The 25,175-nt window shown below is 68.8% G+C and carries 23 protein-coding genes; 11 read left to right on the plus strand and 12 right to left on the minus strand.

Going from position 1 to position 25,175, the window contains the following annotated elements; all coding sequences use genetic code 11:
- Positions 1 to 148 precede the first annotated feature (148 nt).
- From argS to ISP17_RS00080, 3 genes are read left to right on the plus strand one after another with little or no spacing between them, the layout of a single operon-like run.
- Positions 149 to 1,837, plus strand: coding sequence for an arginine--tRNA ligase (gene argS / locus ISP17_RS00070; protein WP_404629470.1), 1,689 nt, complete (start codon positions 149 to 151; stop codon positions 1,835 to 1,837).
- Positions 1,838 to 2,539, plus strand: a complete 702-nt coding sequence (locus ISP17_RS00075) for an SPOR domain-containing protein (RefSeq protein WP_404629471.1) — start codon at positions 1,838 to 1,840, stop codon at positions 2,537 to 2,539. It abuts the gene before it with no gap.
- A gap of 28 nt (positions 2,540 to 2,567) precedes the next feature.
- On the plus strand, positions 2,568 to 3,323 hold the full coding sequence (locus ISP17_RS00080; RefSeq protein ID WP_404629472.1) for an SDR family NAD(P)-dependent oxidoreductase: 756 nt from the start codon (positions 2,568 to 2,570) through the stop codon (positions 3,321 to 3,323).
- Between the two features lie 96 nt (positions 3,324 to 3,419).
- Here the strand turns inward: ISP17_RS00080 and ISP17_RS00085 are convergent, their stop codons facing one another.
- The 3 genes from ISP17_RS00085 to speA all read right to left on the minus strand — a co-directional run bounded on the left by ISP17_RS00085 (position 3,420) and on the right by speA (position 7,457).
- Positions 3,420 to 4,601: a DUF3734 domain-containing protein gene (locus ISP17_RS00085; protein ID WP_404629473.1), complete on the minus strand. Its 1,182-nt coding sequence runs from the start codon at positions 4,599 to 4,601 to the stop codon at positions 3,420 to 3,422.
- 55 nt (positions 4,602 to 4,656) lie between these two features.
- Entirely contained in the window at positions 4,657 to 5,442 is a 786-nt protein-coding gene (locus ISP17_RS00090) for a 3-hydroxybutyrate dehydrogenase (protein WP_404629474.1), read from the minus strand.
- A 125-nt stretch (positions 5,443 to 5,567) separates the two neighbouring features.
- On the minus strand, positions 5,568 to 7,457 hold the full coding sequence (gene speA / locus ISP17_RS00095; protein WP_404629475.1) for a biosynthetic arginine decarboxylase: 1,890 nt from the start codon (positions 7,455 to 7,457) through the stop codon (positions 5,568 to 5,570).
- Positions 7,458 to 8,040: 583 nt separating this feature from the next.
- On the opposite strand from speA, the gene speE reads away from it, so the two are divergent.
- A complete protein-coding gene (gene speE, locus ISP17_RS00100) occupies positions 8,041 to 8,895 on the plus strand; it encodes a polyamine aminopropyltransferase (protein ID WP_404629476.1) in 855 nt (284 codons plus the stop codon).
- A 71-nt stretch (positions 8,896 to 8,966) separates the two neighbouring features.
- Here the strand turns inward: speE and ISP17_RS00105 are convergent, their stop codons facing one another.
- A complete protein-coding gene (locus tag ISP17_RS00105; protein WP_404629477.1) occupies positions 8,967 to 9,155 on the minus strand; it encodes an antitermination protein NusB in 189 nt (62 codons plus the stop codon).
- Positions 9,156 to 9,320: 165 nt separating this feature from the next.
- On the opposite strand from ISP17_RS00105, the gene ISP17_RS00110 reads away from it, so the two are divergent.
- From ISP17_RS00110 to ISP17_RS00130, 5 genes are all read left to right on the plus strand, one after another.
- Entirely contained in the window at positions 9,321 to 10,343 is a 1,023-nt protein-coding gene (locus tag ISP17_RS00110) for a hypothetical protein (RefSeq protein ID WP_404629478.1), read from the plus strand.
- 115 nt (positions 10,344 to 10,458) lie between these two features.
- Positions 10,459 to 11,091 carry a nucleotide-binding protein gene (locus tag ISP17_RS00115; RefSeq protein ID WP_404629479.1) on the plus strand — a complete coding sequence of 211 codons (633 nt, stop codon included), beginning with the start codon at positions 10,459 to 10,461 and terminating at the stop codon, positions 11,089 to 11,091.
- Between the two features lie 47 nt (positions 11,092 to 11,138).
- Complete coding sequence (locus ISP17_RS00120) at positions 11,139 to 11,612, plus strand: SixA phosphatase family protein (protein ID WP_404629480.1); 474 nt, start codon at positions 11,139 to 11,141, stop codon at positions 11,610 to 11,612.
- Entirely contained in the window at positions 11,612 to 12,178 is a 567-nt protein-coding gene (locus tag ISP17_RS00125; RefSeq protein ID WP_404629481.1) for a YceI family protein, read from the plus strand. Before ISP17_RS00120 ends, ISP17_RS00125 begins: the two co-directional genes overlap by 1 nt.
- Before the next feature lie 23 nt (positions 12,179 to 12,201).
- On the plus strand, positions 12,202 to 14,073 hold the full coding sequence (locus ISP17_RS00130) for a phospholipase D-like domain-containing protein (RefSeq protein ID WP_404629482.1): 1,872 nt from the start codon (positions 12,202 to 12,204) through the stop codon (positions 14,071 to 14,073).
- A 31-nt stretch (positions 14,074 to 14,104) separates the two neighbouring features.
- On the opposite strand, the gene ISP17_RS00135 is transcribed toward ISP17_RS00130, so the two are convergent.
- Together ISP17_RS00135 and ISP17_RS00140 are read right to left on the minus strand one after the other, a co-directional pair.
- Positions 14,105 to 14,632: an energy transducer TonB family protein gene (locus tag ISP17_RS00135; protein ID WP_404629483.1), complete on the minus strand. Its 528-nt coding sequence runs from the start codon at positions 14,630 to 14,632 to the stop codon at positions 14,105 to 14,107.
- A gap of 41 nt (positions 14,633 to 14,673) precedes the next feature.
- Positions 14,674 to 15,957 carry an acetyl-CoA C-acetyltransferase gene (locus ISP17_RS00140; protein ID WP_404629484.1) on the minus strand — a complete coding sequence of 428 codons (1,284 nt, stop codon included), beginning with the start codon at positions 15,955 to 15,957 and terminating at the stop codon, positions 14,674 to 14,676.
- A gap of 169 nt (positions 15,958 to 16,126) precedes the next feature.
- Between ISP17_RS00140 and ISP17_RS00145 the strand changes: the two genes are divergently transcribed.
- Positions 16,127 to 17,263 (plus strand): hypothetical protein, encoded by a 1,137-nt coding sequence (locus ISP17_RS00145; protein WP_404629485.1) that lies wholly within the window; start codon positions 16,127 to 16,129, stop codon positions 17,261 to 17,263.
- A gap of 30 nt (positions 17,264 to 17,293) precedes the next feature.
- On the opposite strand, the gene ISP17_RS00150 is transcribed toward ISP17_RS00145, so the two are convergent.
- From ISP17_RS00150 to ISP17_RS00170, 5 genes are all read right to left on the minus strand, one after another.
- Positions 17,294 to 18,673 (minus strand): FAD-containing oxidoreductase, encoded by a 1,380-nt coding sequence (locus tag ISP17_RS00150; protein ID WP_404629486.1) that lies wholly within the window; start codon positions 18,671 to 18,673, stop codon positions 17,294 to 17,296.
- Positions 18,670 to 19,134: a DUF4126 domain-containing protein gene (locus tag ISP17_RS00155; protein ID WP_404629487.1), complete on the minus strand. Its 465-nt coding sequence runs from the start codon at positions 19,132 to 19,134 to the stop codon at positions 18,670 to 18,672. The genes ISP17_RS00150 and ISP17_RS00155 overlap by 4 nt, the downstream gene beginning before the upstream one ends.
- Positions 19,135 to 19,262: 128 nt before the next feature.
- A complete protein-coding gene (locus ISP17_RS00160; RefSeq protein ID WP_404629488.1) occupies positions 19,263 to 19,724 on the minus strand; it encodes a GNAT family N-acetyltransferase in 462 nt (153 codons plus the stop codon).
- A 17-nt stretch (positions 19,725 to 19,741) separates the two neighbouring features.
- A complete protein-coding gene (ntrC, locus tag ISP17_RS00165) occupies positions 19,742 to 21,139 on the minus strand; it encodes a nitrogen regulation protein NR(I) (RefSeq protein ID WP_404629489.1) in 1,398 nt (465 codons plus the stop codon).
- Positions 21,132 to 22,178, minus strand: a complete 1,047-nt coding sequence (locus tag ISP17_RS00170; protein ID WP_404629490.1) for a two-component system sensor histidine kinase NtrB — start codon at positions 22,176 to 22,178, stop codon at positions 21,132 to 21,134. Before ISP17_RS00170 ends, ntrC begins: the two co-directional genes overlap by 8 nt.
- A gap of 1,024 nt (positions 22,179 to 23,202) precedes the next feature.
- Between ISP17_RS00170 and ISP17_RS00175 the strand changes: the two genes are divergently transcribed.
- Positions 23,203 to 24,135, plus strand: a complete 933-nt coding sequence (locus ISP17_RS00175) for a hypothetical protein (protein WP_404629491.1) — start codon at positions 23,203 to 23,205, stop codon at positions 24,133 to 24,135.
- A gap of 179 nt (positions 24,136 to 24,314) precedes the next feature.
- On the opposite strand, the gene ISP17_RS00180 is transcribed toward ISP17_RS00175, so the two are convergent.
- The gene (locus ISP17_RS00180; protein WP_404629492.1) at positions 24,315 to 25,154 is read right to left on the minus strand and encodes an energy transducer TonB; all 840 of its coding nucleotides are present in this window, start codon (positions 25,152 to 25,154) and stop codon (positions 24,315 to 24,317) included.
- Positions 25,155 to 25,175: the final 21 nt, after the last annotated feature.

A 25,175-nucleotide genomic window follows, 5' to 3' on the forward strand; every position in this document is an offset into this window, starting at 1 on the left:
CAACGACGCGATGCGTTCGACGAATCTTCCCCACAGAGTTATCCACAGACTTGTTCGTGCGCCGCATCACGCCGGCCGGGCGGGCCGCGCAGCGGGAACGCTCTGTTAGCATTACCGGTCCCATCGCCTTACCCGACCGCACCCACCCGTGAAAGACCAGCTGCGCGCACTGCTGCTGCAGGCTATCCGCACCCTGCAGAACGACTCCCTCCTTCCGGCCGACCTCGCGATCCCGTCTCTGGTGATCGAACATGCGCGCAGCCGCGAGCACGGCGATTTCGCCAGCAACGCGGCGATGCTGCTGGCTAAGTCAGCGCGTGCCAAGCCGCGCGAGCTGGCGGAAAAGCTGGTGGCCGCGCTGCCGGCCAACACGCTGGTGGCGAAGGTGGAGATTGCCGGTCCCGGCTTCATCAATTTCTTCCTCACCGCGGCGAGCTACCACGCCGAAGTGCGGCGCATCTTCGCCGAAGGTGACGGCTACGGCCGCAGCGAGACGGGCGCGGGCAAGGTCGCTGGCGTGGAATTCGTCTCGGCCAATCCGACCGGTCCGCTGCACGTGGGCCACGGCCGCAATGCGGTGCTCGGCGACTGCCTGGCGCGCCTGCTCGCCGCGACCGGCTGGCAGGTCAAGCGCGAGTTCTACTACAACGACGCCGGCGTGCAGATCCACAACCTGGCGATCTCGGTGCAGGCGCGCGCCCGCGGCCTGACCCCGGACGACGCCGGCTGGCCGGAGGACGGCTACCGCGGCGACTACATCGCCGACGTGGCCAAGGCCTATCTCGCCGGCGACAGCGTCGCGGTGGAAGGTCACACCGTGGCCGGCGCGAAGAACCCGGACGACCTGGACGCCATCCGCCAGTTCGCCGTGGCCTGCCTGCGCCACGAGCAGGACCTGGACCTGAAGGCCTTCGGCGTCGGCTTCGACGTGTACTTCCTGGAATCCTCGCTGTACGCCGACGGCAAGGTGGAGGAGACCGTGCGCGAGCTGATCGCCCACGGCCACACCTACGAGGAAGGCGGCGCGCTGTGGCTGCGCTCGACCGACTACGGTGACGACAAGGACCGCGTGATGCGCAAGTCCGACGGCACCTACACCTACTTCGTGCCGGACGTGGCCTACCACCTGAGCAAATGGCAGCGCGGCTACGTCAACGCGGTGACCGTGCTCGGCTCCGACCACCACGGCTCGCTGGCCCGCGTGAAGGCCGGGCTGCAGGCGCTGGACGCCGGTATCCCGCGAGGCTGGCCGAACTACGTGCTGTACCAGATGGTCACCGTGATGCGTGGCGGCGAAGAGGTGAAGCTGTCCAAGCGCGCCGGCAGCTACCTCACCCTGCGCGACCTGATCGAGGAAGTGGGCCGCGACGCCACCCGCTACTTCCTGATCGCGCGCAAGAGCGACTCGCAGCTGGTGTTCGACATCGACCTGGCGCGCTCGCAGTCCAACGACAACCCGGTCTACTACATCCAGTACGCACACGCCCGCGTCTGCTCCGTGCTGCGCCAGGCCGGCGAGAAGGGCCTCACGGTCGATCTCGACCGCGGCCTGCAGCAGCTGGCACGGCTGGACAGCGAGCACGAGCAGATCCTGCTGACCGAACTGGCGAAATATCCGGAGGTGGTCGAGTCGGCCGCCGCCAACCTCGAGCCGCACCTGCTCGCCGGCTGGCTGCGCGAGCTGGCGAACGCCTTCCACACCTACTACAACGCGCACCAGTTCCTGGTCGACGATGCCGACCTGCGCAACGCGCGGCTGGCGCTGTCGGTGGCCACGCGCCAGGTGCTGAAGAACGGTTTGAACCTGCTGGGCCTGGGCGCCCCGGAGAGCATGTAAATGGCAGCACGCAAGGGCAAGGGCCGGCAGGCCGTGCGCAACAAGAGCGGCGGCGTGCCCGGCTGGGCATGGGCGGCGATCGGCATCCTGGTCGGCGTACTGCTGATGGTGGTGCTGATGCGCAAGTCGCTGCTGCCGATGGCGCCGACCGGTCCCCAGCCCAACCCGCAGGCCACCGCCCAGCGCGGCAGCGATCCTGGTGCGGTGGCGCCGGGCAGCGTGGCCAGTGCGCCGAAGAAGCCGCAGTACGACTTCTACTCGCTGCTGTCCGAGCGCGAAGTGCGCATTCCCGACGCGGTGATCAGCGCGCAGGCCAAGGCCGAACAGCAGAAGCAGCAGGCGCGCGAGCAGGCGCTGGCCGCCCAGCAGGCGCAGCAGCAGGCGCAGGTACCGGCGAACGCGCCGGCCGCAGTCAGGGAGAACGTCACCGCGGCACCGGCTTCGGCGCTGCCGACCCCGGCCGCCGGCAGCGGCTATCTGCTGCAGGTCGGTGCGTTCCCCAACGCCGCCGACGCCGAAAGCCTGAAGGCCCGGCTGGCGCTGCAGGGTTTCGTGGCGAATGTGCAATCGGTGAACGTGAGCGGGCAGACCTACCACCGCGTGCGGCTGGGCCCGTTCCGCTCCGCCACCGAGCTGGAATCGACCAAGCAGCGCCTGGCCTCGGCCGGCATCAACGCGATCGCGCTGAAAGAAGGCCGCTGATCTCCACCCCGCCACGAGCCGCATCGACATGCACGCCAAGACTGCCCTGATCACCGGCGCCACCTCCGGCTTCGGTGCCGCCACCGTGGACCGTTTCATCGCCGGCGGCTGGCGCGTGGTCGCCACCGGCCGTCGCGCCGAGCGGCTGCAGAAGCTGGTCGACAAGCACGGCGCCGACCGCGTACACGCGCTGGCCTTCGACATGCGCGACGAGGCCGCGATGCGCGCCGCGATCGCCAGCCTGCCGGCCGAGTTCGCCGGCATCGACCTGCTGGTCAACAACGCCGGCCTGGCGCTGGGCACCGCCCCCGCGCAGCAGGCGGATCTGGCGCAGTGGAAGCAGATGATCGACACCAACGTGACCGCGCTGGTGACGATCACCCACCTGCTGCTGCCCACGCTGATCGAACGGCGCGGCGCGATCGTCAACATCAGCTCGATCGCCGGCACCTACCCGTACAAGGGCGGCAACGTCTACGGCGGCAGCAAGGCCTTCGTCAGCCAGTTCTCGCAGAACCTGCGCACCGACCTGCACGGCACGGGCGTGCGGGTGAGCTCGATCGAGCCGGGCATGGCCGAAACCGAGTTCACCCTGGTGCGCACCGGCGGCAACCAGGCCGCCTCGGACCAGCTCTACGCGGGCGCGCAGCCGATCACCGCCGAGGACATCGCCGAATCGATCTGGTGGATCGCCACGCTGCCGCCGCACCTCAACGTCAACCGGCTGGAAGTGATGCCGGTGAACCAGTCCGCCGCCGGGCTGCAGGTGCATCGCGAAGTCTGATCCCGGCCCCGCGGGCGAGACCCGGTCGGCAGGAGCGCACCCTGTGCGCGATGCCTTTGGTGCATGACGGAGAGCGTTCGCGCAAAGGGTGCGCTGCTACAGGCGGTGCACGTCGTGCGTCACGAACGGATGTTCGCTATCGGGCGCATCCAGCCAATGCGGATGGGCCAGCGTGTGGCGCATGTCGTCCAGGCCGCTGCGCCAATGCTGGCGCATGCTGGCGGCGCTGAACTCGTAGTCCTTGTAATGCCCCTCGTACGGCTTGTCGCGGTAGATCAGGTGCACCAGGTTGGTCAGCGCGCCGGAGGCACGCGCCTCGGCACGTCGATAGGCCGGGTCGCTGCGGCGCTCGGGCGGCACCAGCTCCATCAGGTCGTGCAGCAGACGCTGCTGTTCCAGATCACGCCGCATGTACTCGGTGACCAACCGGGTGCGGCTGGAATACTGGATGTCCTTGCTGCGCGCGGCGACCTGGGCGAGGTCATGCGGCAGCTCGCCCTGCGCGCTCCACAGATCCACCTGGAAGATCAGCGCATCGTGGCACGGGCGGTCCAGCAGCACCTGGTACAGCGGCGTGTTGGAGACCATGCCGCCGTCCCAGTAGTACTCGCCGTCGATCTCCACCGCGGGAAAGCCCGGCGGCAGTGCGCCAGAAGCTATGAAATGCTCGGCGCGCAGCGTCTGCTTCGTATTGTCGAAGTAGGCGAAATTGCCGCTGCGCACGTTGACCGCGCCCACCGACACGCGCATGGCGCGCGCGTCGTTGATGCGATCGAAATCCACCAGCCGCTCCAGCGTGGCGCGCAGCGGCGTGGTGTCGTACCAGCTCGCCGTGCCGGGCCCACTCCGCCATGGTGCGAACGGCGGTGCCGGCAGGCGCGGCAGGAAGAACCCTGCCTGCCCTTCGAACATGGTGCGCAGCGCAGCCATGCCGCTCAGGCCGTTCTGCACGGCCAGCGGCCAGCTGATGCCTTCAAATGGCGGCATGGCCAGCGGCGCAGGCAGGAACGGTGGCTGGCAGATCGCATCCCAGAATGCCCGCAGCTTCGTCACGCGCTCCTCGGGCGAGTTGCCGGCGATAATCGCGGCATTCAGCGCGCCGATCGAGATGCCGGCCACCCAGTGCGGCTGCACGCCGGACTCGGCCAGCGCCTCGACCACCCCGGCCTGGTAGGCGCCCAGCGCGCCGCCGCCCTGCAGCACCATCGCCACGGTGGGATAGGTGCGCTCGACCCGCGCGGCCAGCGTCTCGTCCGTCGACTGTGCCCGTGCATCCATCGGTGACCTCGCCCTGGGTCCGTCGCGGCCACGCACCTGCGCCGCGACGTGTGCCTTACTGCATGTACCAGCCGTGGCTGACCACGATGCTCTGCCCGGTCAGCGCCGCCGACGGGAAGGTCGCCAGATAGAGCGCGGTCTGCGCGATGTCCTCCACCGTGGTGAAGGTGGCATCCACGGTGTCCTTGAGCATTACGTTGCGGATCACCTCGGCCTCGCTGATACCCAGCTCCTTCGCCTGCTCGGGGATCTGCTTTTCCACCAGCGGCGTGCGCACGAAGCCGGGGCAGATCACGTGCGAACGCACGTTGTGCGGCGCGCCCTCTTTCGCCAGCGTGCGGGCCAGGCCGAGCAGGCCGTGCTTGGCGGTGACGTAGGCGGACTTGAGCTTCGAAGCCTCGTGCGAGTGCACCGAGCCCATGTAGATCACGATGCCGCCGCGGTCGCCCTGGTACATGTGCTTGAGCGCCGCCTTGGTGGTGAGGAAGCCACCGTCGAGGTGGATCGCCAGCATCTTCTTCCAGTCGGCGAAGGCGAACTGGTCGATCGGATTGATGATCTGCACCCCGGCGTTGGAAATGAGGATATCCAGCGCGCCGAAGGTGGCCACCACCTTGTCGGTGCCGACATTCACCGCCGCCTCGTCGGTGACGTCCATGGCGATGCCGATCGCCTTGCCGCCCGCGGCGATGATCTCCGCGGCCGTGGCGTCGGCTGCCTGCTGGTTGATGTCGCAGATCGCCACCGCGGCGCCCTGCTTCGCGTACAGCTCGGCGATCGCCTTGCCGAGGCCGCTGGCGGCGCCGGTGATCAGCGCAACCTTGCCGTCGAGATTCGTCATGACTGCTCCTTTTGCATGGGGGTGGGCGTTGCAGGCAGGAGCCCGCTGGCGGGCGATCGCTTTTGGCCTTGATGCAGATCCAGAGCGAAAGGCATCGCCCGCGAGCGGGCTCCTGACGTGTCTTGTCAGTCCGATTCGGGAGCGAGGTAGGTATAGGCGGTAAGGCCGCTGTCGAGCGCGTCGTACAACCCGTCGGCCTGCGCACCGTCGATGCCCGCGGCGGCGATACGCTCGCGGTAGCGCGCGCGCAGCACGGCGAGGTCGTAGCCGACGTAGTCCAGCATCAGGTCGGTGGTATCGCCGCGGCGCTTGTGCGCGAACACGAAGCGATCGCCCTCGGCCCGCACGTTGACCGCGTCGGTATCGCCGAACAGATTGTGGATGTCGCCCAGCGTCTCCTGGTACGCGCCGACCATGAACAGGCCCAGGCAATAGGTTTCGCCGGGCTTGAGCGCATGCAGCGGCAGGCTCACGTCGACGCCTTCGGCGTCGACGTAGTGGTCGATGCGGCCGTCCGAATCGCAGGTGAGGTCGACGATCACGCCGCGGCGGGTCGGCTCTTCATCGAGCCGCGCGATCGGGGTGATCGGGAAGATCTGCTCGATAGCCCAGATGTCCGGCACCGACTCGAACACCGAGAAGTTGACGAAGTACTTGTCGACCAGCTTCTCGTCCAGCTCGTCCAGCGCCTGCCGGTGCGCGCGCTCGGCCGGCAGCAGCCGGGCGCGCACCGCGTTGGCGATGGCGTAGTAGAGCTCGTCCAGCCGCGCGCGATCGGCCAGCGCCAGCTGGCCCAGCGCGTACAGCGACTGGCCTTCAGCCAGATGGTGCTGCGCCTCGTGGTACAGCTCCAGCGGCGGGCGCGCATCCAGCTCGGCATGCACTTCGCGCAGGTGGCGCAGCACCGTCGGCTCGTCCGCGCGCGCCGGCTCGATGATGCCGGCAGGCACGCTCTCCACCTCGCTCACGTCGACCACCAGCACCGCGTGGTGCGCGGTCATCGCGCGGCCCGCCTCGGTGAGGATGTGCGGTGCGCTCAGGCCTTCGGCCACCACCGCCTCGGCCAGCGACTGCACGATGGTCGCCGCGTACTGCTCGATCGAATAATTGATCGAGTTGTGGCTGCGCGAGCGCGAGCCTTCGTAATCCACACCCAGGCCGCCGCCGACGTCGACGATCTCCAGCGGCACACCCATCCGGCTCAACTCGACGAAGTAGCGCGTGGCCTCGCGCATGCCGTTGGCGATGTCGCGAACGTTGGAGATCTGCGAGCCCATGTGGAAGTGCTGCAGCTTCAGCGTGTGCTTGAGACCGGCCGCATCGAGCCGCTCGATCAGGGTCAGCACCTGGCTCGGGGACAGGCCGAACTTGCCTTTGTCGCCGCCGGTGTTCTGCCACTTGCCGGCGCCGATCGAGGCGAGGCGCACGCGCACGCCGAGCAGCGGCTCCACCTCCAGCGCCTTGGCCTCGGCGAACACGTGGTCCAGCTCGGAGAGCTTCTCGATCACGATGTGCACGCGCAGGCCGAGCTTCTTGCCGATCAGCGCCAGGCGGATGTACTCGCGATCCTTGTAGCCGTTGCAGATCACGATGGAGCCGGGCCGGGCCATCGCCAGCACGGCCATCAGCTCGGGCTTGGAACCGGCCTCCAGGCCAAACCCCGTGGTGCCGGCATGCACCAGCTCGCTGACCACGCTGTGCTGCTGGTTCACCTTGATCGGGTAGATGGCCGTATAGCCGCCCGCGTACTGCCACTCGCCGATCGCCTTGGCGAACGCGCCCTGCAACTTGGCCAGACGATCGGCCAGGATGTCGGGAAAGCGCACCAGCAGCGGCAATCGCAGGCCTTCGGCGCGGGCCTGCTTGACGATCTGCGGCAACGACAACGCGGGGCCGGCCGCGCCGCGCGGGCGCATCACGATCTCGCCGGCGTCGCTGACATCGACGTAGCCGTCGCTCCAGTGCGGTACGGCATAGGTGTGGCGGGCAGCGGCGCTGTTCCAGGAACTCGCCATGGACGGTATCTCCTTGTGCAAACGGAACCTGAGGATGCTCTGATCAACCAGGCGCAGGCGTCACCGGCTCTGTTTGTTCGCAGGCCACAGGGGTGACGGCGAAGGCAGACTGGACGTCTGTCGAGTCGGCACACCGAAGGCCTGTGGACAAACAGAGTCGGCCCCAACCAGTTGAATCTTGTAGCGAAGGGGTGATGTTCCAAAGGCTGGCAGGCTGCGCCGCGCGGCTTGGACAGACGGCCAGTCTGCCCGGCGCCCCGCGCCACACCCTGCCAGCCTTTGGAACATCATGCCGCCTACGCCTGGTTGATCAGAGCATCCTTGACGTCGCAGCGGCGAGCCTTGACGAGATGCTCGACGAGAGCGCGAAGCCTGACCGGCCGGAAGCCTCGCACGCCGCGGGGCCGGTAGGGCTTGTCGGAGCTCCTCCGGCCGCGAGGCCGGGGGAGCCGAACGCGCATTGTAACGGCGGCACGTGACCAAAGTGCGCAGGCTACGGCGGGACGTTCACCGTCGAACTGGCTACAATTGTCGGCCTTTGCCGTCCCATTTCCCTTTCAAGCGCCCCTCAGGAACACCCGTCATGTCGCAGCAGCCCAGTTGGTTCACCGAAGCCCACCAGGCGTCCGGCTCCTCCATCGGTTATCGCGTGGAGAAGCTGCTGCACGCGGAGAAGACCCCGTTCCAGACCATCGAGATCTACCAGACCACCGACTGGGGCAACCTGATGGTTATCGACGGTTGCGTGATGCTGACCAGCCGCGACAACTTCCTCTATCACGAGATGATGACCCACCCGGCGCTGTTCACCCACGCGCGCGCCAAGCGCGTGGTGATCATCGGCGGCGGCGACTGCGGCACGCTGCGCGAGGTGCTCAAGCACGAGGAAGTGGAATCGGCCGTGCAGGTGGAGATCGACGAGCGCGTCACTCGCCTGGCCGAGGAATACTTCCCCGAGCTGTGCGACGCCAACCACGATCCGCGCGCGCAACTCCTGTTCATCGACGGCATCAAGTACATGGCCGAGGCCGAACCGGAATCGCTGGACCTGATCATCGTCGACTCGACCGACCCGGTCGGCCCGGCCGAAGGCCTGTTCAACGCCGCCTTCTACGCCAGCTGCCAGAAGGCACTGCGCCACGGCGGCATCCTGGTGCAGCAGTCGGAGTCGCCGATCGCGCATCTGGACCTGATCAAGTCGATGCGCTCGGCGATGCGCACGGCCGGCTTCGCCGCGGTGAAGACGCTGCCGTTCCCGCAGCCGTGCTACCCCACCGGCTGGTGGAGCTGCACCATGGCGCGCAAGGGCGGCGACCTGGCCGGCTTCCGCGAGCGCGGCGCCATCAGCAAGGGCTTCGCCACGCGCTACTACAACGCCGACACGCACAAGGCCGCGCTGGCGCAGCCGGAGTTCATGCGCGAGGCGCTGGGCGAATAAGCCGCCGCGCCCGCGCAATCCACAAAAAAGCCACGGCGTCCGCGTCGTGGCTTTTTTTGTGGGCGCAGCGCTCAGAACAGTTTCTGACGCACCTTCGGCAGCAGCACGATGATCAGCGTCGCCAGCGGCCCGATCAGCAGCGACAGCGCAAACCAGAGCAGGCCGCTGCGATTCTTGCCCTGCGCCAGCCCGGCATTGATCAGCGCCAGCGTGCCCCAGCCGGCGAACCAGGGCACCGCCCCGTCGAGGTGGTTGAACATGTCCACATGCCTCTCCCGTGTTGCGCAGCCCGCGCAAGCGCGGCCAAAGACCATGGATGGTAGCAAGCATGCGCCGCTCGTCCCGCCGCATCGCGCCGCTCGATCAGCCGGGCTTAATGCGCACGCGCTACGCTTGCCGCTTTGCTTGCCACAGGGAGTCATGCGATGCGAGCACGTCACTGGTCCGCACTGGGCCTGGGCCTCGCCCTGGCCGCATCGTCCGCGTCTGCCGCCGAGGCATCCCCGGATGCCGCACGGACCAAGGCGCTGCTGGCCTACCAGCATGATCTGGTGAGCGTGCTGGCGCCTCGCGCCGACGCCATGCCGCTGCTCGGCGCCGCGCTGCTGGCCCGCCCACTGGCGAAGCAGCCCAAGTACAACGATTTCCACACGCTGATCGAGCGCGCCGCGCAGGCCACCGACAGCACCCCGGCCGTGCAGTGGGCGCGCCTCACCGATTGCGATGCCAAGGCCGGCACCTGCCCCAACGCCGACGCCCTGCAGGCGCTCACCGGGACCGCGGCGGACAACGCCGCGGTGTGGCTGATCAAGCTCGGTGCCGACACCGCCAACGACAAGAACGAGGCCGCGCGCGATGACCTGCACCGCGCCGCCACCGCCAAGCTTTACGACGATTACACCGGCACCGCTCTGAAGGCGCTGGCCAGCACCGCCGGCACCCTGCCGGCACCGGCGGACGCGATCGACCCGGCATCGGCCGCCGGCCCGTACGGGGTGCAGGTGGTGCTGGTCTACGGCGTGGCCGGCCTGCTGCCGCAGCCGCAGCCGGGCATGCAGGCGGCCGCACGGATGTGCGCCGAGGGCAAGGACGACGATGCAGTGAAGGCCGACTGCCTGCAGCTGGCCAAGGTGCTCGAGTGGGGCTCCAGCCCGCTGTCGCGCTCGCTCGGCCTGCACCTGCGCGAGACCCTCGCGGACGATCCGGCCGAGCAGGCCGGCGCGCGCACCGAGCGCGCCAACCTGACCTGGCAGGTGCAGAACTTCGCCCGGCTGTCCGACCGTGCGCCGCAGGACAAGGCGCTGGCCCAGCACCTGCTGGCGCTAGCCCGCAACGGCGGTACCGAAATGAGCCTGGTGCTGGCGGCGCTGCGCGATGCCGGCATCCCGGCCGATGCCCCCGGCAGCGCCGCGGCCGGCACCGGCGCAGGCGCCCCGCCGGCGCAATAGGCACCGACCGCGGCGCCGCGATCGTCGCACCCGTGCGCAAAACCCCGACTCCATGGTTCCCCGGGCCGGGTTCTCACAGTAGGCTGTGACCCACCTACCTGCGGGGAATCGGCCGATGCTTACGGTGCTGGTGGCAAGCAGCAAAGGCGGCTGCGGCAAGAGCACGCTGGTGACGCAGATGGCGTCGCACTGGGCCCAGGCCGGCAAGCGCACGGCCATCGTCGACGCCGACCGCCAGCAGTCCAGCTTCCGCTGGGCCGCGCGCCGACCCGACAACGTGCCCGGCGTGCTCGCCCTGGAGGGCGGCCGCAAGGCCCTGCAGAAACTGCCCGCCGATACCGAGCGCACCCTGATCGACACCCCCGCCGGTGTAACCGAACGCGACCTCGAGCCCTATCTCGAAAGCGCCGACGTGCTGCTGGTGCCGGTGCTGCCGTCGAGCTTCGACATGGACGCCACGCTGGCCTTCATCGACGAGCTCGGGCAGATCCCTCGCATCAAGCGCGGCAAGCTGCCGGTGGCGCTGGTCGCCAACCGGCTCAAGCCGTGGACCCACGCCAGCCAGGACGCGGTCGCCCAGCTCGGCGAGCTGTCGCCCTTCCCGATCGCCGGCCAGCTGCGCGACAGCCAGGCCTACGTGCTGCTGGCGGCGCTGGGCAAGGGCATCTTCGATTACCAGTCCGAACAGGTGCGCAGCCATCAGGACGACTGGAAGGCCCTGCTGCGCTGGATCAAGCGCGCCCTCTGAACATCTTCCCAGGCGCCACGGGCGCCGCGTTCCACCAGGAGTCCTGCATGCTTGAACTGATCCTCTTGCGCCACGCCGAGGCCCTCCCCGCCACCGCGGGCGACGACGACCGGCAACGCCGGCTCAGCGGCCACGGCGAACAGGAGGCGCGTGCGGCAGGCAAATGGCTGGCCAGCCACGGCGCGCGGCCGCATCGCGTGCTGTGCTCCCCCGCCGAGCGCGCCCGCGCCACTGCCACCCTCGCGTTGGAAGCACTCGGCGACACGCCCGAGCTGAACCTGGCCGACGAAATCTACGACGCCACCCCGGGCGAACTGCTGGCCCTGCTCGACCAGCACCACGACGTCGGCACAGTGATGCTGGTGGGCCACAACCCGGGCATCGAACGGCTGGTGGCGCTGCTGGTGGAAGGGCGCTCGGACGACTTCCGCGGCATGCCGCCGGGTGGCTTGGCCGTGCTGCACCTCAACGGTGCGCTGGAACCGGGCAACGCGCGACTGGATGCCTTCTGGTCGCCGTGATGCGGGCGGCCTGGCTGCCGCTGCTGTTCGTCGCCCTGCTGGCCATCGCCCCCGCGCGGGGCGCGGACTACCGCATCGATACCTCGCGCTCGCACGCCGAGTTCAACGTGCGCCTGCTGTGGGTGCGCCAGATCAGCGGGCGCTTCACCGATATCCACGGCGAGGTCGACCTCAACGCGCTGCGCGACACCGCGGTAGTGCAGGCCACGGTGAACGTCGACAGCGTGGAGATGCCCTCGGCGCGGCTACGCCGCTGGGTGCTCGATCCGGAATTCTTCGACGTGCGGCGGTTTCCCGAGATCCACTTCGTCTCCGCGCCGCTGGCGGTGCGCTCGCTCGACGCCGGTGGCGAGCTGCCCGGCTGGCTCACCCTGCGTGGCGTGACGCGCCAGGTGCTGTTCCGGCTGGAGCCGGCCAGCTGCACGCTGCAGCGCGACACCCTCTGCCAGATCGAGGTGCGCGGGCAGATCCAGCGCAGCGATTACGGCATGGACGGCCATCACACCGCGATCAGCGACACGGTGAACCTCGGCCTGCTGATCACCCTCGACGAGGCCGCCGACTGAACGGCACGCCGTATCATCGGCGCATGTCGATCCGCTCCATTTTCCCGATCCTGCTGCTGCTCGCACTGACCCTGCAGGGCTGCACCGTGCCGCGCCAGCAGGTGCGCCGCGCCGACGCGATCGTTGCCGCCACCACGTTGCCTTCGCTCGACTGCGATCGCGCCGACCACTGCGCCGCGCCTTCCGCCGTGCTGCAGGCGGCGGATCTCGCGCTTGCCGGCTCCGCCGCCGGCAAGCCGCAGCACGTGGTCACCCTGCTGGCCGACAGCGAGGACGCGCTGGCCGCGCGCATCCACCTGATCCAGGCGGCGCGTCGCTCGATCGACGTGCAGACCTACATCTGGGACCAGGACGACGTGGGCCAGCTGGTGCTCGACCAGCTGGTGCAGGCGGCGCGGCGCGGCGTGCGGGTGCGCATCCTGGCCGACCAGCTGTTCTCCTTCGGCGACGTCGCCCTGCTCGACCGCCTCGCCCGCGCCGATCGCCACCTCACGGTGAAGCTGTACAACCCCACCTTCCACGACGCCGACACCAGCCCGGCGGAGTTCGCCGCCGGCATCGTGTGCTGCTTCATGAAGTTCAACCAGCGCATGCACAACAAGCTGCTGCTGGTGGACGACACCGTCGGCATCACCGGCGGGCGCAACTACCAGGACCGCTACTTCAACTGGGACGGCGACTTCGACTACGTCGACCGCGACGTGATGATCGGCGGGCCGGCCGCGCACGACATGGCCGCCAGCTTTGCGCTGTTCTGGAACCACAAGCGCTCGGTGCCGCTGGAAGCACTGCGCGACGTGAACCGCTACATCCTGGCCCACCCCGCGGCGCCCGGCTGGCCGGCCCCGCAGTTCCGCCGGCCCGCTCGCGTGGCGAAGCTGGAGCGCGAGGCGCAGGATCCGGCGTGGATCCAGGAGCACCTGCTCGATCCGGCCTTCCACACCGGCCAGGTGGAGTTCTTCAGCGACCTGCCGGCCAAGACCGACGCGCCCACCCGCAAGCACGCGCTGGACTTCACTCATCACGTCATGCAGCTGGTGGCCAGCGCAAGGCATGAGGTGCTGCTGCAGACGCCGTACCTGGTGATGAGCCACCGGGCACAGAAGATCTTCAAGTCCATGCACCGGCGCGCCGACCCGCCGCGCATCCGCGTGTCGACCAACTCGCTGGCCTCCACCGACGCGTTCGCGGTGTATGCGATGTCGTACAAGCACCGCAAGCGCTACCTACGCAAGTACGGCTTCGAGATCCAGGAGATGAAACCGCACGCGGCCAGCGCCGAGGAAGACTACGCGCTGGCCAACGACGACCTGCCGCCCGCCGCAGCCGCCACGGCGCGCGCGCGCCGACGCTTTCCCGGCGCCGAGACGCGCGGCCTGTTCGGTAGCCGCGGCAGCAGCAACCGGCCGGCGCCGCTGATCGAGAGTGGCCTGCGCTTCGGCCTGCACGCCAAGTCGATCGTGGTGGACGACAGCTTCGCGATGGTTGGCTCGCACAACTTCGACCCGCGCTCGGACCACTTCAACACCGAGGCCGGCGTGATCGTGCACGACCGCGGCTTCGCCAATGCCGTGCGCACGTCCATCCTGCGCCTCACCGGCCCGCAGAACGCCTGGGTGATCGCACCGCGCAAGCCGGTCGTGCCGGTGCTCACCGACGTCAACCAGATGATCGGCGACCTCTCGGAAAAATTGCCGCTGTTCGACTTCTGGCCGTACCGCTACGCCACCAGCTACGAGATCAAGCCCGGCTGCACGCCGATGACGCCCAGCGATCCGGCGTTCTTCAGCTGCTACGAGCCGGTGGGCGATTTCCCCGGCGTGGCGCTGTCGTTCAAGCTGATCTACACGCGCCTGATCACCGCCTTCGGCTCGGCCGGCAGCGGCATCCTGTAGCCATGCCCCGATCAGTCCGGCGCAGGCACCCCTAACGATCGGCCGCGCCGAAGCGCATCGGCAGCTCGCCGCTGAAGCCCTGCGGGTAACCCGGCGGCACGGCGAAGCGCCAGCCGGCCACCACCGCCCGCGCGTGCGCATCGAGCACGGCGTCGCCGCTGGAGCGCGCCACCGCCGCGTCGAGCACGCGACCGGCGCCATCCACCCGCACCGCCAGCACCACGCTGCCGTCGAGATGCCCCTGCAGGTCGGCATAGCGGGAGGGCAGCGCCGGCATGCTCACCGGCACCAGTTCCGGCGGCGACGGCGGGGTGGCTGCCGCCGCATCGGACGAGGCCTGCGGCCGCTGCACGCCCATCACGCGGGGTGGCGCATGCGCGCGGCCGGCTGGGTCGCGATAGGCATTGGGTGCGGGCGCCACGTGCACGGCGCGCACCGCATGCTTCGGACCGGCCCACTCGTTGGTGCGACCGCTCAGCCATTGCGTGCCAAGCACGCCGATCAGCAGCGCCAGCACGCTCAGCAGGCTGGTGACGCGAAGGCGCGGTGTGATTCGCACGGGGGCGGCATTGGGCGCGGCCGTCTGGACGTCCAGACCGCTCAGCGCTCCAGGATCGCGGTGACGCCCATGCCGCCGGCGGTGCAGATCGAAATCAGCCCGCGGCCCGAGCCCTTCTGTTCGAGCATCTTCGCCAGCGTGGCGAGGATGCGCGCGCCGGTGGCGGCGAACGGATGGCCGGTGGCGAGACTGGAGCCGTGTACGTTGAGCCTGGCCGGGTCGATGCTGCCCAGCGGCGCATCCAGCCCAAGCCGCTGCTTGCAGTAGTCGGCGCTTTCCCACGCCCGCAGCGTGCACAGCACCTGCGCGGCGAAGGCCTCGTGGATCTCGTAGTAGTCGAAGTCCTGCAGGGTCAGGCCCTGGCGCGCCAGCATGCGCGGCACCGCCACGGTGGGCGCCATCAGCAGGCCCTCGCCGCGCACGAAATCCACCGCAGCCACTTCGGCGTCGCGCAGCCACGCCTGCACGGTCAGGCCGCGCGCCGCGGCCCAGCCGTCGCTGGCCAGCAGCACCGCCGCGGCGCCATCGGACAACCCGGTGGAGTTGCCAGCGGTGAGCGTGCCCTGGCCGGAGCTCTTGTCGAACGCCGGCTTCAGCGCGGCGAGCTTCTCCAGCGTGGTGTCCGGGCGCAGGAAGCCGTCGCGCTTGATGCCGCGGAACGGCACGATCAGATCGTCGAAGAAGCCCGCGTCATAGGCGGCGGCGAGCTTGCGGTGGCTCTCCAGCGCGAGCTGGTCCTGCGCCTGCCGCGTGATGTGCCACTCCTTCGCCATCTTCTCGCAGTGCTGGCCCATCGACATGCCGGTGCGCGGCTCGGCCACACCGGGGAACGAGGGCTTGAGTTCGCCCAGTGAGAAGCCGGCGAACGCGGTCTTGAGTTTCTCCATCGGCGTCTTGGCGCGATTCACCGCCAGCAGCCGCTTGCGCAGGCGCTCGCCGTAGACGATCGGCACGTCGCTGGTGGTGTCCGAGCCGGCGGCGATGCCCGCCTCGATCTGCCCGGCGGCGATCTTGTTGGCGACGATGATCGCGTTGTCCAGCGAGGTGCCGCAGGCGCGCGCGGTGGTGATCGCCGGCGTGGTCGGCGCCAGCCCCGAGGAGAGCACCGCCTCGCGTGCCAGGTTCCACTCGAACGAGTGCCGGATCACCGCACCCAGCGCCACCTCGCCCAGCTCCTCGCCGTGCAGCGCGAAGCGTTCCACCAGCGCGCCGAGCACCTTCACCGACATGCCGAAATTGCCGACCTCGGCGTACGCGGTGTTGTTGCGGCAGAAAGGGATCCGCACGCCACCGATCACGCCGACGCGCCGCTGCGAGTTTTCCATGGGCTCAAAACATCCGGGCGAGTATTGAGCCTGCAAGGCTAACCCGCGCTGCCGCCCCGGGAAAGCCCGCCAGGCCGCCATCCGTGCGGTGCGGTTCAGCGCCGCGAGCCCGGGCCACGGCGATCGCGCTGATAAACTGCGCGATCCCCCTCCACCCCGGACATTCCCCTTGGACAGCTCGCCCCTGCTCGCCCTGCCCGTGGTGCTCGCGATCGAGAGCGGCGCCGGCGACGCGTCCCGTCGCAGCACGCTCACCCGCGACGAAGCGGCCGAGTTGGCTGCACACATCGCCGCCGACCTGCAGGCACTGGTACCAGCCGCCACCGACGCGCGCCTCGCCGTGGCCGGCGCACTGTTCGACGCGGTGGAGCTGCTGCGCCCGGGCTTCCCGGTGTGGGCCACGCTGGACGAGCTGGCGCGCCGCGTGCCGCGCGGCCATCTGGAGAACGTGGTGGCCTTCGGCACCCACGAAGGTCGCATGCCCGCGCAGCCGCTGGAGCCGGAAGCCGCCTACGCCGACGGCCCGATGCGCCTGCTGCCGATCACCCTGCTAGCGCCCGAACCGCTCGCCACCACGCTGACCGAGCAGCTCGAGCTGGACCTGGTGGGCCGCGGCGAAGCGGGCCAGCGCACCGCCGACTGGCTGATTCGCACACTCGGCGTGCCGCTGGAACACGTGCGCTACCTCAGCCGCAACGACCTGCTCGCGCTCACCTGCGTGCAGTACGAACACGTCAATCTCGCGCCACTGTGGAACCTGCTGGAAACCGCCCTACTCACGCCGTACCGCGAGGAAGCCACGCTCAGCGCCCGTGGCTTGCCACTGCGCTACGTCGAGGGCGCGGTGCTGGTGCAGTCGCCGGCGCAATGGCTGGCCGAGAGCCACGACGCGGATCGCGCGCACGCCTTCGCCGGCATCGTGTTCGAGCTGCGCCAGTACGCCGCCCTGCTCGACGCCCACGCGCTGCCGCTGCGCCTGGCCACGGCCGGCGGCGTCGGCGCGCAAGCGCGCGACGGCTACCTGCTGGAAACCTTCGGCGCGGCCGATGCCGCCTACGAACCGCCGGTGCTGGTGGCGCACGAAGCTCCCGGCCTGGGCGTGGTCGCGGTGACCGCCGCGCAGCGCGGCGACGGCGGTCACGCCCGCGTGCTGGCGCACGGCTATCCACTGCAGCCGCGCGCGCTGGGTGCGCTGGTCAGCGCGCTGGCCGAGCAGTTCGGCATCGCGCCCGACCTGCACGCACTCGGCCGCATCCAGCTCGACGCCGACGGCCGCCTCGGCGCGCCGGACACGCCGCTGCACTGAGTCGGCGCGCCGGACCCGATCGCGCCAGGCTCAGTCGATCGGCTGCAGATCGCCCACCACGGTGGGCCACAGCTCCGACACCGTGGGATGGATCGGCACCGCCCAGCGCAGCGCGTCGAACGGCTGGTCGGCACTCATCAGGTCGAGCACACCGTGGATCGCCTCGTCGCCGCTCACGCCGAGAATCGCCGCACCGAGCACGCGCCGCGTTTGGGCATCGGCCACCAGCTTCATGAAGCCCTGCGTCTGGCTGCGCTCCACGGCGCGGCCGACCCGCGTCATCGGTCGCTTAGACACCAGCAGCGGTCGGCCGCTGGCGCGCGCCTGCGCCTCGGTCAGGCCGACGCGGCCCAGCGGCGGATCGATGTACAGCGCGTAGCCCGGCACCCGCTGCGACAGCGTGCGGTGGTCGCCGTCGAGCAGGTTGGCGGCGATGATCTCGAAATCGTTGTACGCGGTGTGGGTGAACGCGCCGCGGCCGTTGCAGTCGCCCATCGCCCAGATCCCCGGCACGCTGGTGGCGAGGGTGTCGTCGACGGTGATGTAGCCACGCTCATCGGTGGCCACGCCGGCGCGGTCCAGGCCCAGGTCATCGGTGTTCGGCCGGCGGCCCATCGCCAGCAGCACGTGGCTGGCCACCACCTCGGGCGCGCCGTCAGTGCAGTCCACCTTCACCGCCACGCCGTCGGCGTGCGGCGCAAAGGCGATGCACTCGGCGCCGGTGCGCACGGCGATGCCTTCGGCCTCGAGGATCTCGCGAATCGCCTGCGAGACGTCCTCGTCCTCGCGGGCGATCAGCCGCGATTGCCGCTCGATCACCGTCACCTGCGCGCCGAAGCGGCGGAATATCTGCGCGAACTCCAGCCCGATGTAACTGCCGCCGACCACGGCCAGATGGCGCGGCAGCGTGTCCAGCTGCAGGATCGAGGTGTTGGTGAGGTAGTCGATGCCGTCCACGCCGGGCAAGTCCGGCACCGCGGCGCGCCCGCCGACGTTGAGGAAGATGCGCGGCGCGCGGATCGTCATCTCGCCCACCTGCAGCGTGTCCGCCGTCACGAAGCGCGCGTGCCCGCGCAGCACGGTGAGCTGCTCCATGCCGTGCAGCCAGCGCTCGACGTTGCGCCGCGCGTTCATCGTCACCGTATGCGCGCGCGCCATCACCTTGGGGAAATCCACCGTGACCTCGCCGCCCACCTGCACGCCGTAGTCGGCGCCGCGCCGCGCCAGATGTGCCACCTCGGCGCTGGCCACCAGCGCCTTGGTCGGCATGCAGCCGGTGTTGACGCAGGTGCCGCCGAACAGGTGCCGCTCGACCAGCGCCACCCGCATGCCTGCCTTGGTGAGGCGCCCGGCCAGCGCCGGACCGGCCTGGCCCGCGCCGACGATGATGGCGTCGTAGGCCGCACTCATGGCAGCAGCGCCATGATCGCGATGCCGCCACCGATGGCGACGATGTCTTCCAGCAGCGCCGCGGGACGATCACGCCCGAACGCCGCAGCCAGCCGCGCCCGTGCCGCCGCGCCTCCCAGCGTGCCGAGCACCGCACCGATCGCGCCGGCCAATGCACCCGTCCAGGGCTGACCGCCGCTCAGGCCCACCGCCGCGCCGCAGAAACCGCCCGCCACGATGCGCGTGCCGAACTGCACCGGCACGGTGCGGCTGGGCGTGTTCGGCAACTGGTCGGTGATCAGTTCACCGACGGCGAGCAGCGAGACGATCCACGGCGTGAAGCGCCAGCCGAGGAAGGCCAGCGGCGTGCCCTGCAGCGGCAACACGCCCAGCTGGGCGGCCCAGCTGACCACGGCCGGCGCGGTCATCGCGCGCAGGCCGGCGACGATGCCAATGAGCAGGGCGGCGAACAGCACGATCATGGCGAGGCTCCTTGAATGACGTGGACGGTGCCATGCAGGTTCGTCGACTGGCGTCGGGCCGTCTTGCACGATTGCGCCGTTTTACGCCCTTTCCGCCGTCGCGGTCACCGCGCTCGCCGCGGCACGCGTCAGCCGCCGCGATCCAGCGCCTGCTCGTACATGAAGTAGTGACAGCGCTCCATGCCGAGGCCGGCATAGGTGGCCTGGGCGCGCTCGTTCTCGGTTTCGACATACAGGCGAAGGCCTACCGCACCGGCCGCGCGGGCGCGACGCGCCACGTCTGCGTACATCGCGCGAAACACGCCGCCGCGGCGCGCGGACTCGGCCACGTACACGCTCTGGATCCACCAGAAGTCGCCGCAGCGCCAGTCGCTCCACTCGTAGGTCACCATCAGGCAGCCGGCAGGTTTGCCGTCCAGTTCGGCGACGAGGTAGAAGCCGCGGCGCGGTTCGTCGAACACCGCCGCCATGCCGCGCGTGAGCACGTCCATGTCGAGCCGCTTGTGCTCGGTTTCCCACGCCATGGCGGCGTTCCATTGCACCAGCTGTGGCAGGTCTTCGCGGCGGGCGTCGCGGACGGTCACGGTCATGCGGAAGTCTCCAGAGATCAGGTCTTGTTGGGCCGGCGCGTGCGCGAGGCACCGAGCTTGCGGGTGAGCGTGTTGCGGCCCACGCCCAGCGCGGCGGCGGCGTGCTGGCGGTGATTGTCGTGGGCGCGCAGCGCGGCCTGCATCAGGGTGTGGTCCAGCGCCTCGCGGGCGCGGGCGTGGATATCCGCCTCGCCGCGCGCCAGCGCCTGCTCGGCCCAGTCGCGCAGGGCATGCGTCCAGTCGTCGCCGCCGGCGCCGGGCGCGGCGGTGCCGAGATCACCGGGCAGGATCTCCGCGCCCGGCGCGATCACCGCGAGGCGCCGACACAGGTTCTCCAGCTCGCGCACGTTGCCCGGAAAGTCGCGCTGGGCGATCGCCTTCAATGCAGCCTTGGAGAAGCGCTTGGGCGGCAGCTTCAGCTCCACCGCGGCCGCGGCGAGGAAATGCTCGGCCAGCTTCGGGATATCGCTGCGACGCTGGCGCAGCGGCGGCAGCTCGATGCGCACCACGTCCAGGCGATGCAGCAGGTCGGCACGGAACTGGCCGCTGGCCACGCGCGCGGCCAGGTCCTGGTGCGTGGCGGCAACGATGCGCACATCGCCGCGCATCAGCTCGCGCCCGCCCACACGGTAGAACTCGCCGCCGGCCAGCACGCGCAGCAGGCGCGTCTGCAGTGCCAGCGGCATGTCTCCGATCTCGTCGAGGAACAGTGTGCCGCCCTCGGCCTGCTCGAAGCGGCCGGCGTGACGGCGGGTGGCGCCGGTGAACGCGCCGGCCTCGTGGCCGAACAGCTCGCTCTCCAGCAGCTCCGACGGGATCGCCGCCGTGTTGAGCGCCACGAACGGCTTGCCGCGCCGCGCGCTTTCCTCATGCAGCGCGCGCGCCACCAGCTCCTTGCCGGTGCCGGTCTCGCCGGTGATCAGCACGCTGAGGTCGCTGGCGGCGACGCGGCCGATCAGCCGGAACACCTCGCGCATCGCGCTGCTCTCGCCGAACAGGGTGGGATGGCTGGCGACCGCCTTGGGCGCAGGCGGCGGCGCCACGTCGGCCAGCGCGCGTTCCACCGCGGCCACCGCCTGATCGAGATCGAACGGCTTGGCCAGGTAATCCGCGGCGCCGTGACGGTACGCCGCCGCCGCGGTGGCGACATCCGTGTAGGCGCTCATCACGATCACCGGACCGATGCCCTGCGCCTTGAGTTCTTCAAGCAGGGCCAGGCCGTCCTCGCCGGGCATGCGCACGTCGGTGAGCAGCAGCGCGGGGCGCGCGGTCTTCAGCGCGGCGCGCACGCTGGCCACGTCGCCGAACTCGCGCACGGCGTGGCCGGCATCGCGCAACGCCTCGGCCAGCACGAAGCGCACGCCGCGGTCGTCGTCGATCACCCAGACGTCGCGGGAGGCGGAGGCATCAGTCATCGGTCGGTCCCGTGGTTGCATCAGTCGGCGCGCGCTGCGGCGGCGGCAGCGGCAGGTAGAGCGAAAACACGGTTTCACCGGGTCGTCCCTGCCAGCGCAGTTCGCCGCCGTGCTCGTGGGCGATCTCGCGCGACAGCGCCAGGCCGAGGCCCGTGCCGTCCGGCCGCCCGGACACCAGCGGCTGGAACAGCGTGTCGCGCAGCGCGGGCGGCACCCCGGCGCCGTCGTCGATCACGTCCACCCGAAGCGCGCTGCGCAGCATCCGCTCGCCGAGGCGCACACCGTGCTCGGCGCGGGTGCGCAAAGTCAGCGTGCGCGCGCCGGCCTCGCGCGCGTTGCGCGCCAGGTTCAGCAGCACCTGCAGCAGGCGGTCGGCGTCGGCGGGGAAGTCCGGCAGGCTGGGGTCGTAGTCGTGGCGCAGCGCGAGCGGCGCGGGCTCGGCCTCCAGCAGATCTTCCAGCCGTTCCAGCAGGTGATGGATGTTCACCGGCGCCAACCGCGGCGCGCCGTCGTGATGCAGCAGGCGATTGGCCAGGGTGGCAAGGCGGTCGGCCTCGGCGATCACCATGCCGGCCAGCGCCTTCAGGTCCTCGTCGTCCAACCGCCGCTGCAGCAGCTGCGCCGCACCGCGCAGCCCGGCCAGCGGGTTCTTCACCTCGTGCGCGAAGCCGCGCAGCGTCGCCGACAGCGGCGAGGCCGCCGCGGCCGACTCGGCCAGCGCGTGCACTTCCAGCAGCAGTTGCCCGTCGAACGGCTGCAGGCTCAGGTCCGCCTGCCACTCGGTGCCGCGCTGGGTGGTCATCGCCACACCGCGCAACTGCAGCGCCCGCTCCTCGTCCAGCGCCCGCCGCGCCTGCGCCAGCACCGCCGCCTCGTCGGCGAACATCAGCGCCGCCGGCTGCCCGACCAGGCTGCGCGTCCCCAGCGCCAACCGCTCGGCCAGCGCCGGATTCAGCCACGTCACGCGCAGCTCGGCGTCGACCAGGGCCAGCCCGGTCGCCATCTGCTCCGCCAACGGGCGCCAGGATGCGTTGCTCATTGCACCATCATGGGGAACGCATCGGGCTGGTGCAATGCGTGGTGTCGGAGGGCCTTACCGCTTTGCCAAGCTGGCCAGCGAGTTCTTCCAGTAGCCGCTCCCTTTGATGTCCACGCTGGACCCGCAAGCCGCGACATTGCCGCACTGGCTTCTGCAGGTCCTCGTTGGTGGTCTTGCCCCACACGGGCGCTGTACCCGTTCGGCGATAGTAGTGAGAGTCGCCCGCTCATCGCTCGAGAGGGTCTGCCATCTCTCTGGTTTTTATCGTGACCTGACTTAGGTGGGGCGTAGGTTGTTTGGCTCTGATCGACCCGCTCTGTGGAGGTGGCGACATCCTTTTTTACGCACCTACGAGCAAGGTTTGTATCTCATGGCATGAGATTACCTAAACAATTGATAGTCAAAGGAGAAGTTTTATTGACAACACTGTCGCCCGGCAGTACGGTTCTTTCCAACCTGAACGAGCATTTCGTCCAAGATGTTGTGTGTGACAGCTAGGTCAGGGTCAATGGGTTGTGGTTGTCAGATGCTTTAGGTTGCCGGCCTGCGATGGAAAAGTGTCTGGTAGCCTCGACCTGAACGAAAAACCCCCGCCGTTGCGGGCGGGGGTTGTTCTTTTACAACTCAGACGATTTACCCGACTGGGCAAGGTGCGTTGGCGCGCTCCAAACCTGTGCCGGGATACCGGGTAGCGGACACTGGAACATCCGACTATCACCGAGCAAGAGCTTTGTCAACCCCTTCGAGCGCTGACGCGAGGATTAATTCATATCCTGCGTCAGCTGTCAAAGACCTTGCTCACAAACGGTGCGTTCCTCTTTTACGAGGACTTCGTATGACCTTGAGCAGGCCAGTGCCCGTTCGTGCATACGTCCGTCGCCGTTTCGGCCGGACCGAGCACGTGCGCAAGCACTTCCGTTCATATCCACGGCGTTGACCGTATACACAGCGGACTTGGGATCGGGGCTGGGACGCCAGCCCCAAGCGAAAGGTTATAGAGGTGCTCGTTCATCGAGAACATCTCATGAAGCGCATCTTGAAACTTGAAAGGCACCTTCCGGAGTTCGAGGACGGTGAGTTGGTTCGTGCCGTCATGGACATGGAGGATATAAGCAGCGAGCTGCTCAAGCGGTTTGGGTTCGTTGAGCCGTTCGACGTCGGCCAAGTAGTGCTACCCAGCGTTCATCTGGGTCCCGCTGCGCGACGGAACGCGAGCGGGTATGAAGTTGTACACCGCGATCAGCCGATGCAAGAAATGACACGGCTGCAATCTTGGAAGCGCATGGAATGGCATGGTCGCGACAAGATTGAAGTTGAAGACTTCATTCAGCGAACTTACCGGCGCTATCCACGCACTTACGTTGCCGGCGAAGGAGTGGAGTTCACGATCATGGCGAGGCCCGATGGGTCCAAGGTGATCGCCTCTCCCCCCTACCACCCCACCGAGGATGCGGATTCACTACTCATGGCCGCAAACCTAGTCATTGAGGGCTTTGCGGGAGTGGAGTTCGTTCGCGCCGAACTGTTGCCGCCACTACGTGTTCCAGTCAAGCGACTGAATTGGGAAATCTTCCCGCAGGGTCGCGTGCCTTGGGACCAGGTCAAGAAGGAAGTTGACCGGGTGACTGAAAGGGCGCCCGCATCGGTGAAGCCTGTAATCCGTGCGCGCGTAGATGCAGTTCAGCAGTACGGACCGGACTTTGCGGCGATTGGGCGCGCTGGATTCGATGGGTACTGGGTGTTCGGCTTCACCAACCACGGCTTATACGTGCTCGAGAGCCGGATGCTAGACAACGCCACATATGTGCTGGATGCCGATTGGCAAGTTGTCTCTCAGTTGACGAAGGCAGAAGTCATCAACAGCGATCTAGCAGTTGCCCGCTTGATCCATGATGGCAGCTGGGCAGAAAAGCTCGACCGTGTGTTACGCCACGTGCTGTCTACCAAGGCGGCGTAACCAAGAGCCCCGGCGTGATGCCGGGGCTTTTTTTTTGGTGAAGCATCCCAGCAAAAGGAAGCCTTCGAAGCCTTCTCGCAAGAAAGAAAGCTAGGGGTCAGGTTCGCCTTTAGCAGATAGAAAAAGCGTCCCGACCCGGGTTTTCTCAAACGCCAACTGCGGGGAGCTTCAGTGACAGATCAACCGTGATCGAAGGAGGACCGCAGCACCGGCCCAGCACCTTCGGTATAGCTGCCATCGTCAGCGAGCGCATCGGCCGTGGCCAGGCTGGGCTTGTCGACCCACGGTGCCGGTGTGTACGGACCGGGCACATAGGTGCGCCACACGCGCTCGACCGGGGCAGCGCCGGACTCGTTGAGGGTGTAGACGATGGGCACGTGCACGGTCCAGCTGTCCTGACCAGCGAGCTTGCCGGTGGCGGGCACTCGGTAGGTCCAGCGGCGGGCGGCGTCGAGTGACGCCTTGGCCATCAGTTGGCGGTATTTCTGGAGCACACCGTCCGGCCCGGTGTTCTCCAGATTGACCTGCTCGGCCATGGCGTCGGTGACGTGGCCGTCGCGGTCGACGTGCAGCGCCAGGTAAACCGCCCCCTGCACGCGGGCCTTGATCGCCGCGGGCGGATAGTGCGGAGCGATCTTCTTCTGGTTTTCGCTGTACAGATCGTCGGGGGTATCCGCGTTATCGCTGCCGAATGTGGCGCCCTTGATGCGCGCGGTGAAGTTGCCGTCCGCGTTCTTCGTGAGGATCACCCGTACGTGCATGCTCGCCTTGGCGACGACCGGCTGACCGTCGCGCAGTACCGGATCGAAGCGCCACGTCAGTGCCACCTTGCGCACCAGATCGGCGATGGGTTGGCCGTACTTTTCCGGATGCTCCACGGTGGCGAGCTGCACCGCGCCGTCCTGGGCCAGCACGATGGTGCCGTCGACCACGGCCGAGGTTTCCAGATTCTTGGTGGGGCCGGCATGGACGGCTGCCGCGGTTAGGGCGAGCAGTGCGCCGAGCATGAGTTTCTTCATGGGTGCCTTCCTTGGTGGGTG

The organism is Dyella ginsengisoli (genome assembly GCF_044904665.1).
Taxonomy (GTDB): Bacteria; Pseudomonadota; Gammaproteobacteria; order Xanthomonadales; family Rhodanobacteraceae; genus Dyella_A; species Dyella_A ginsengisoli.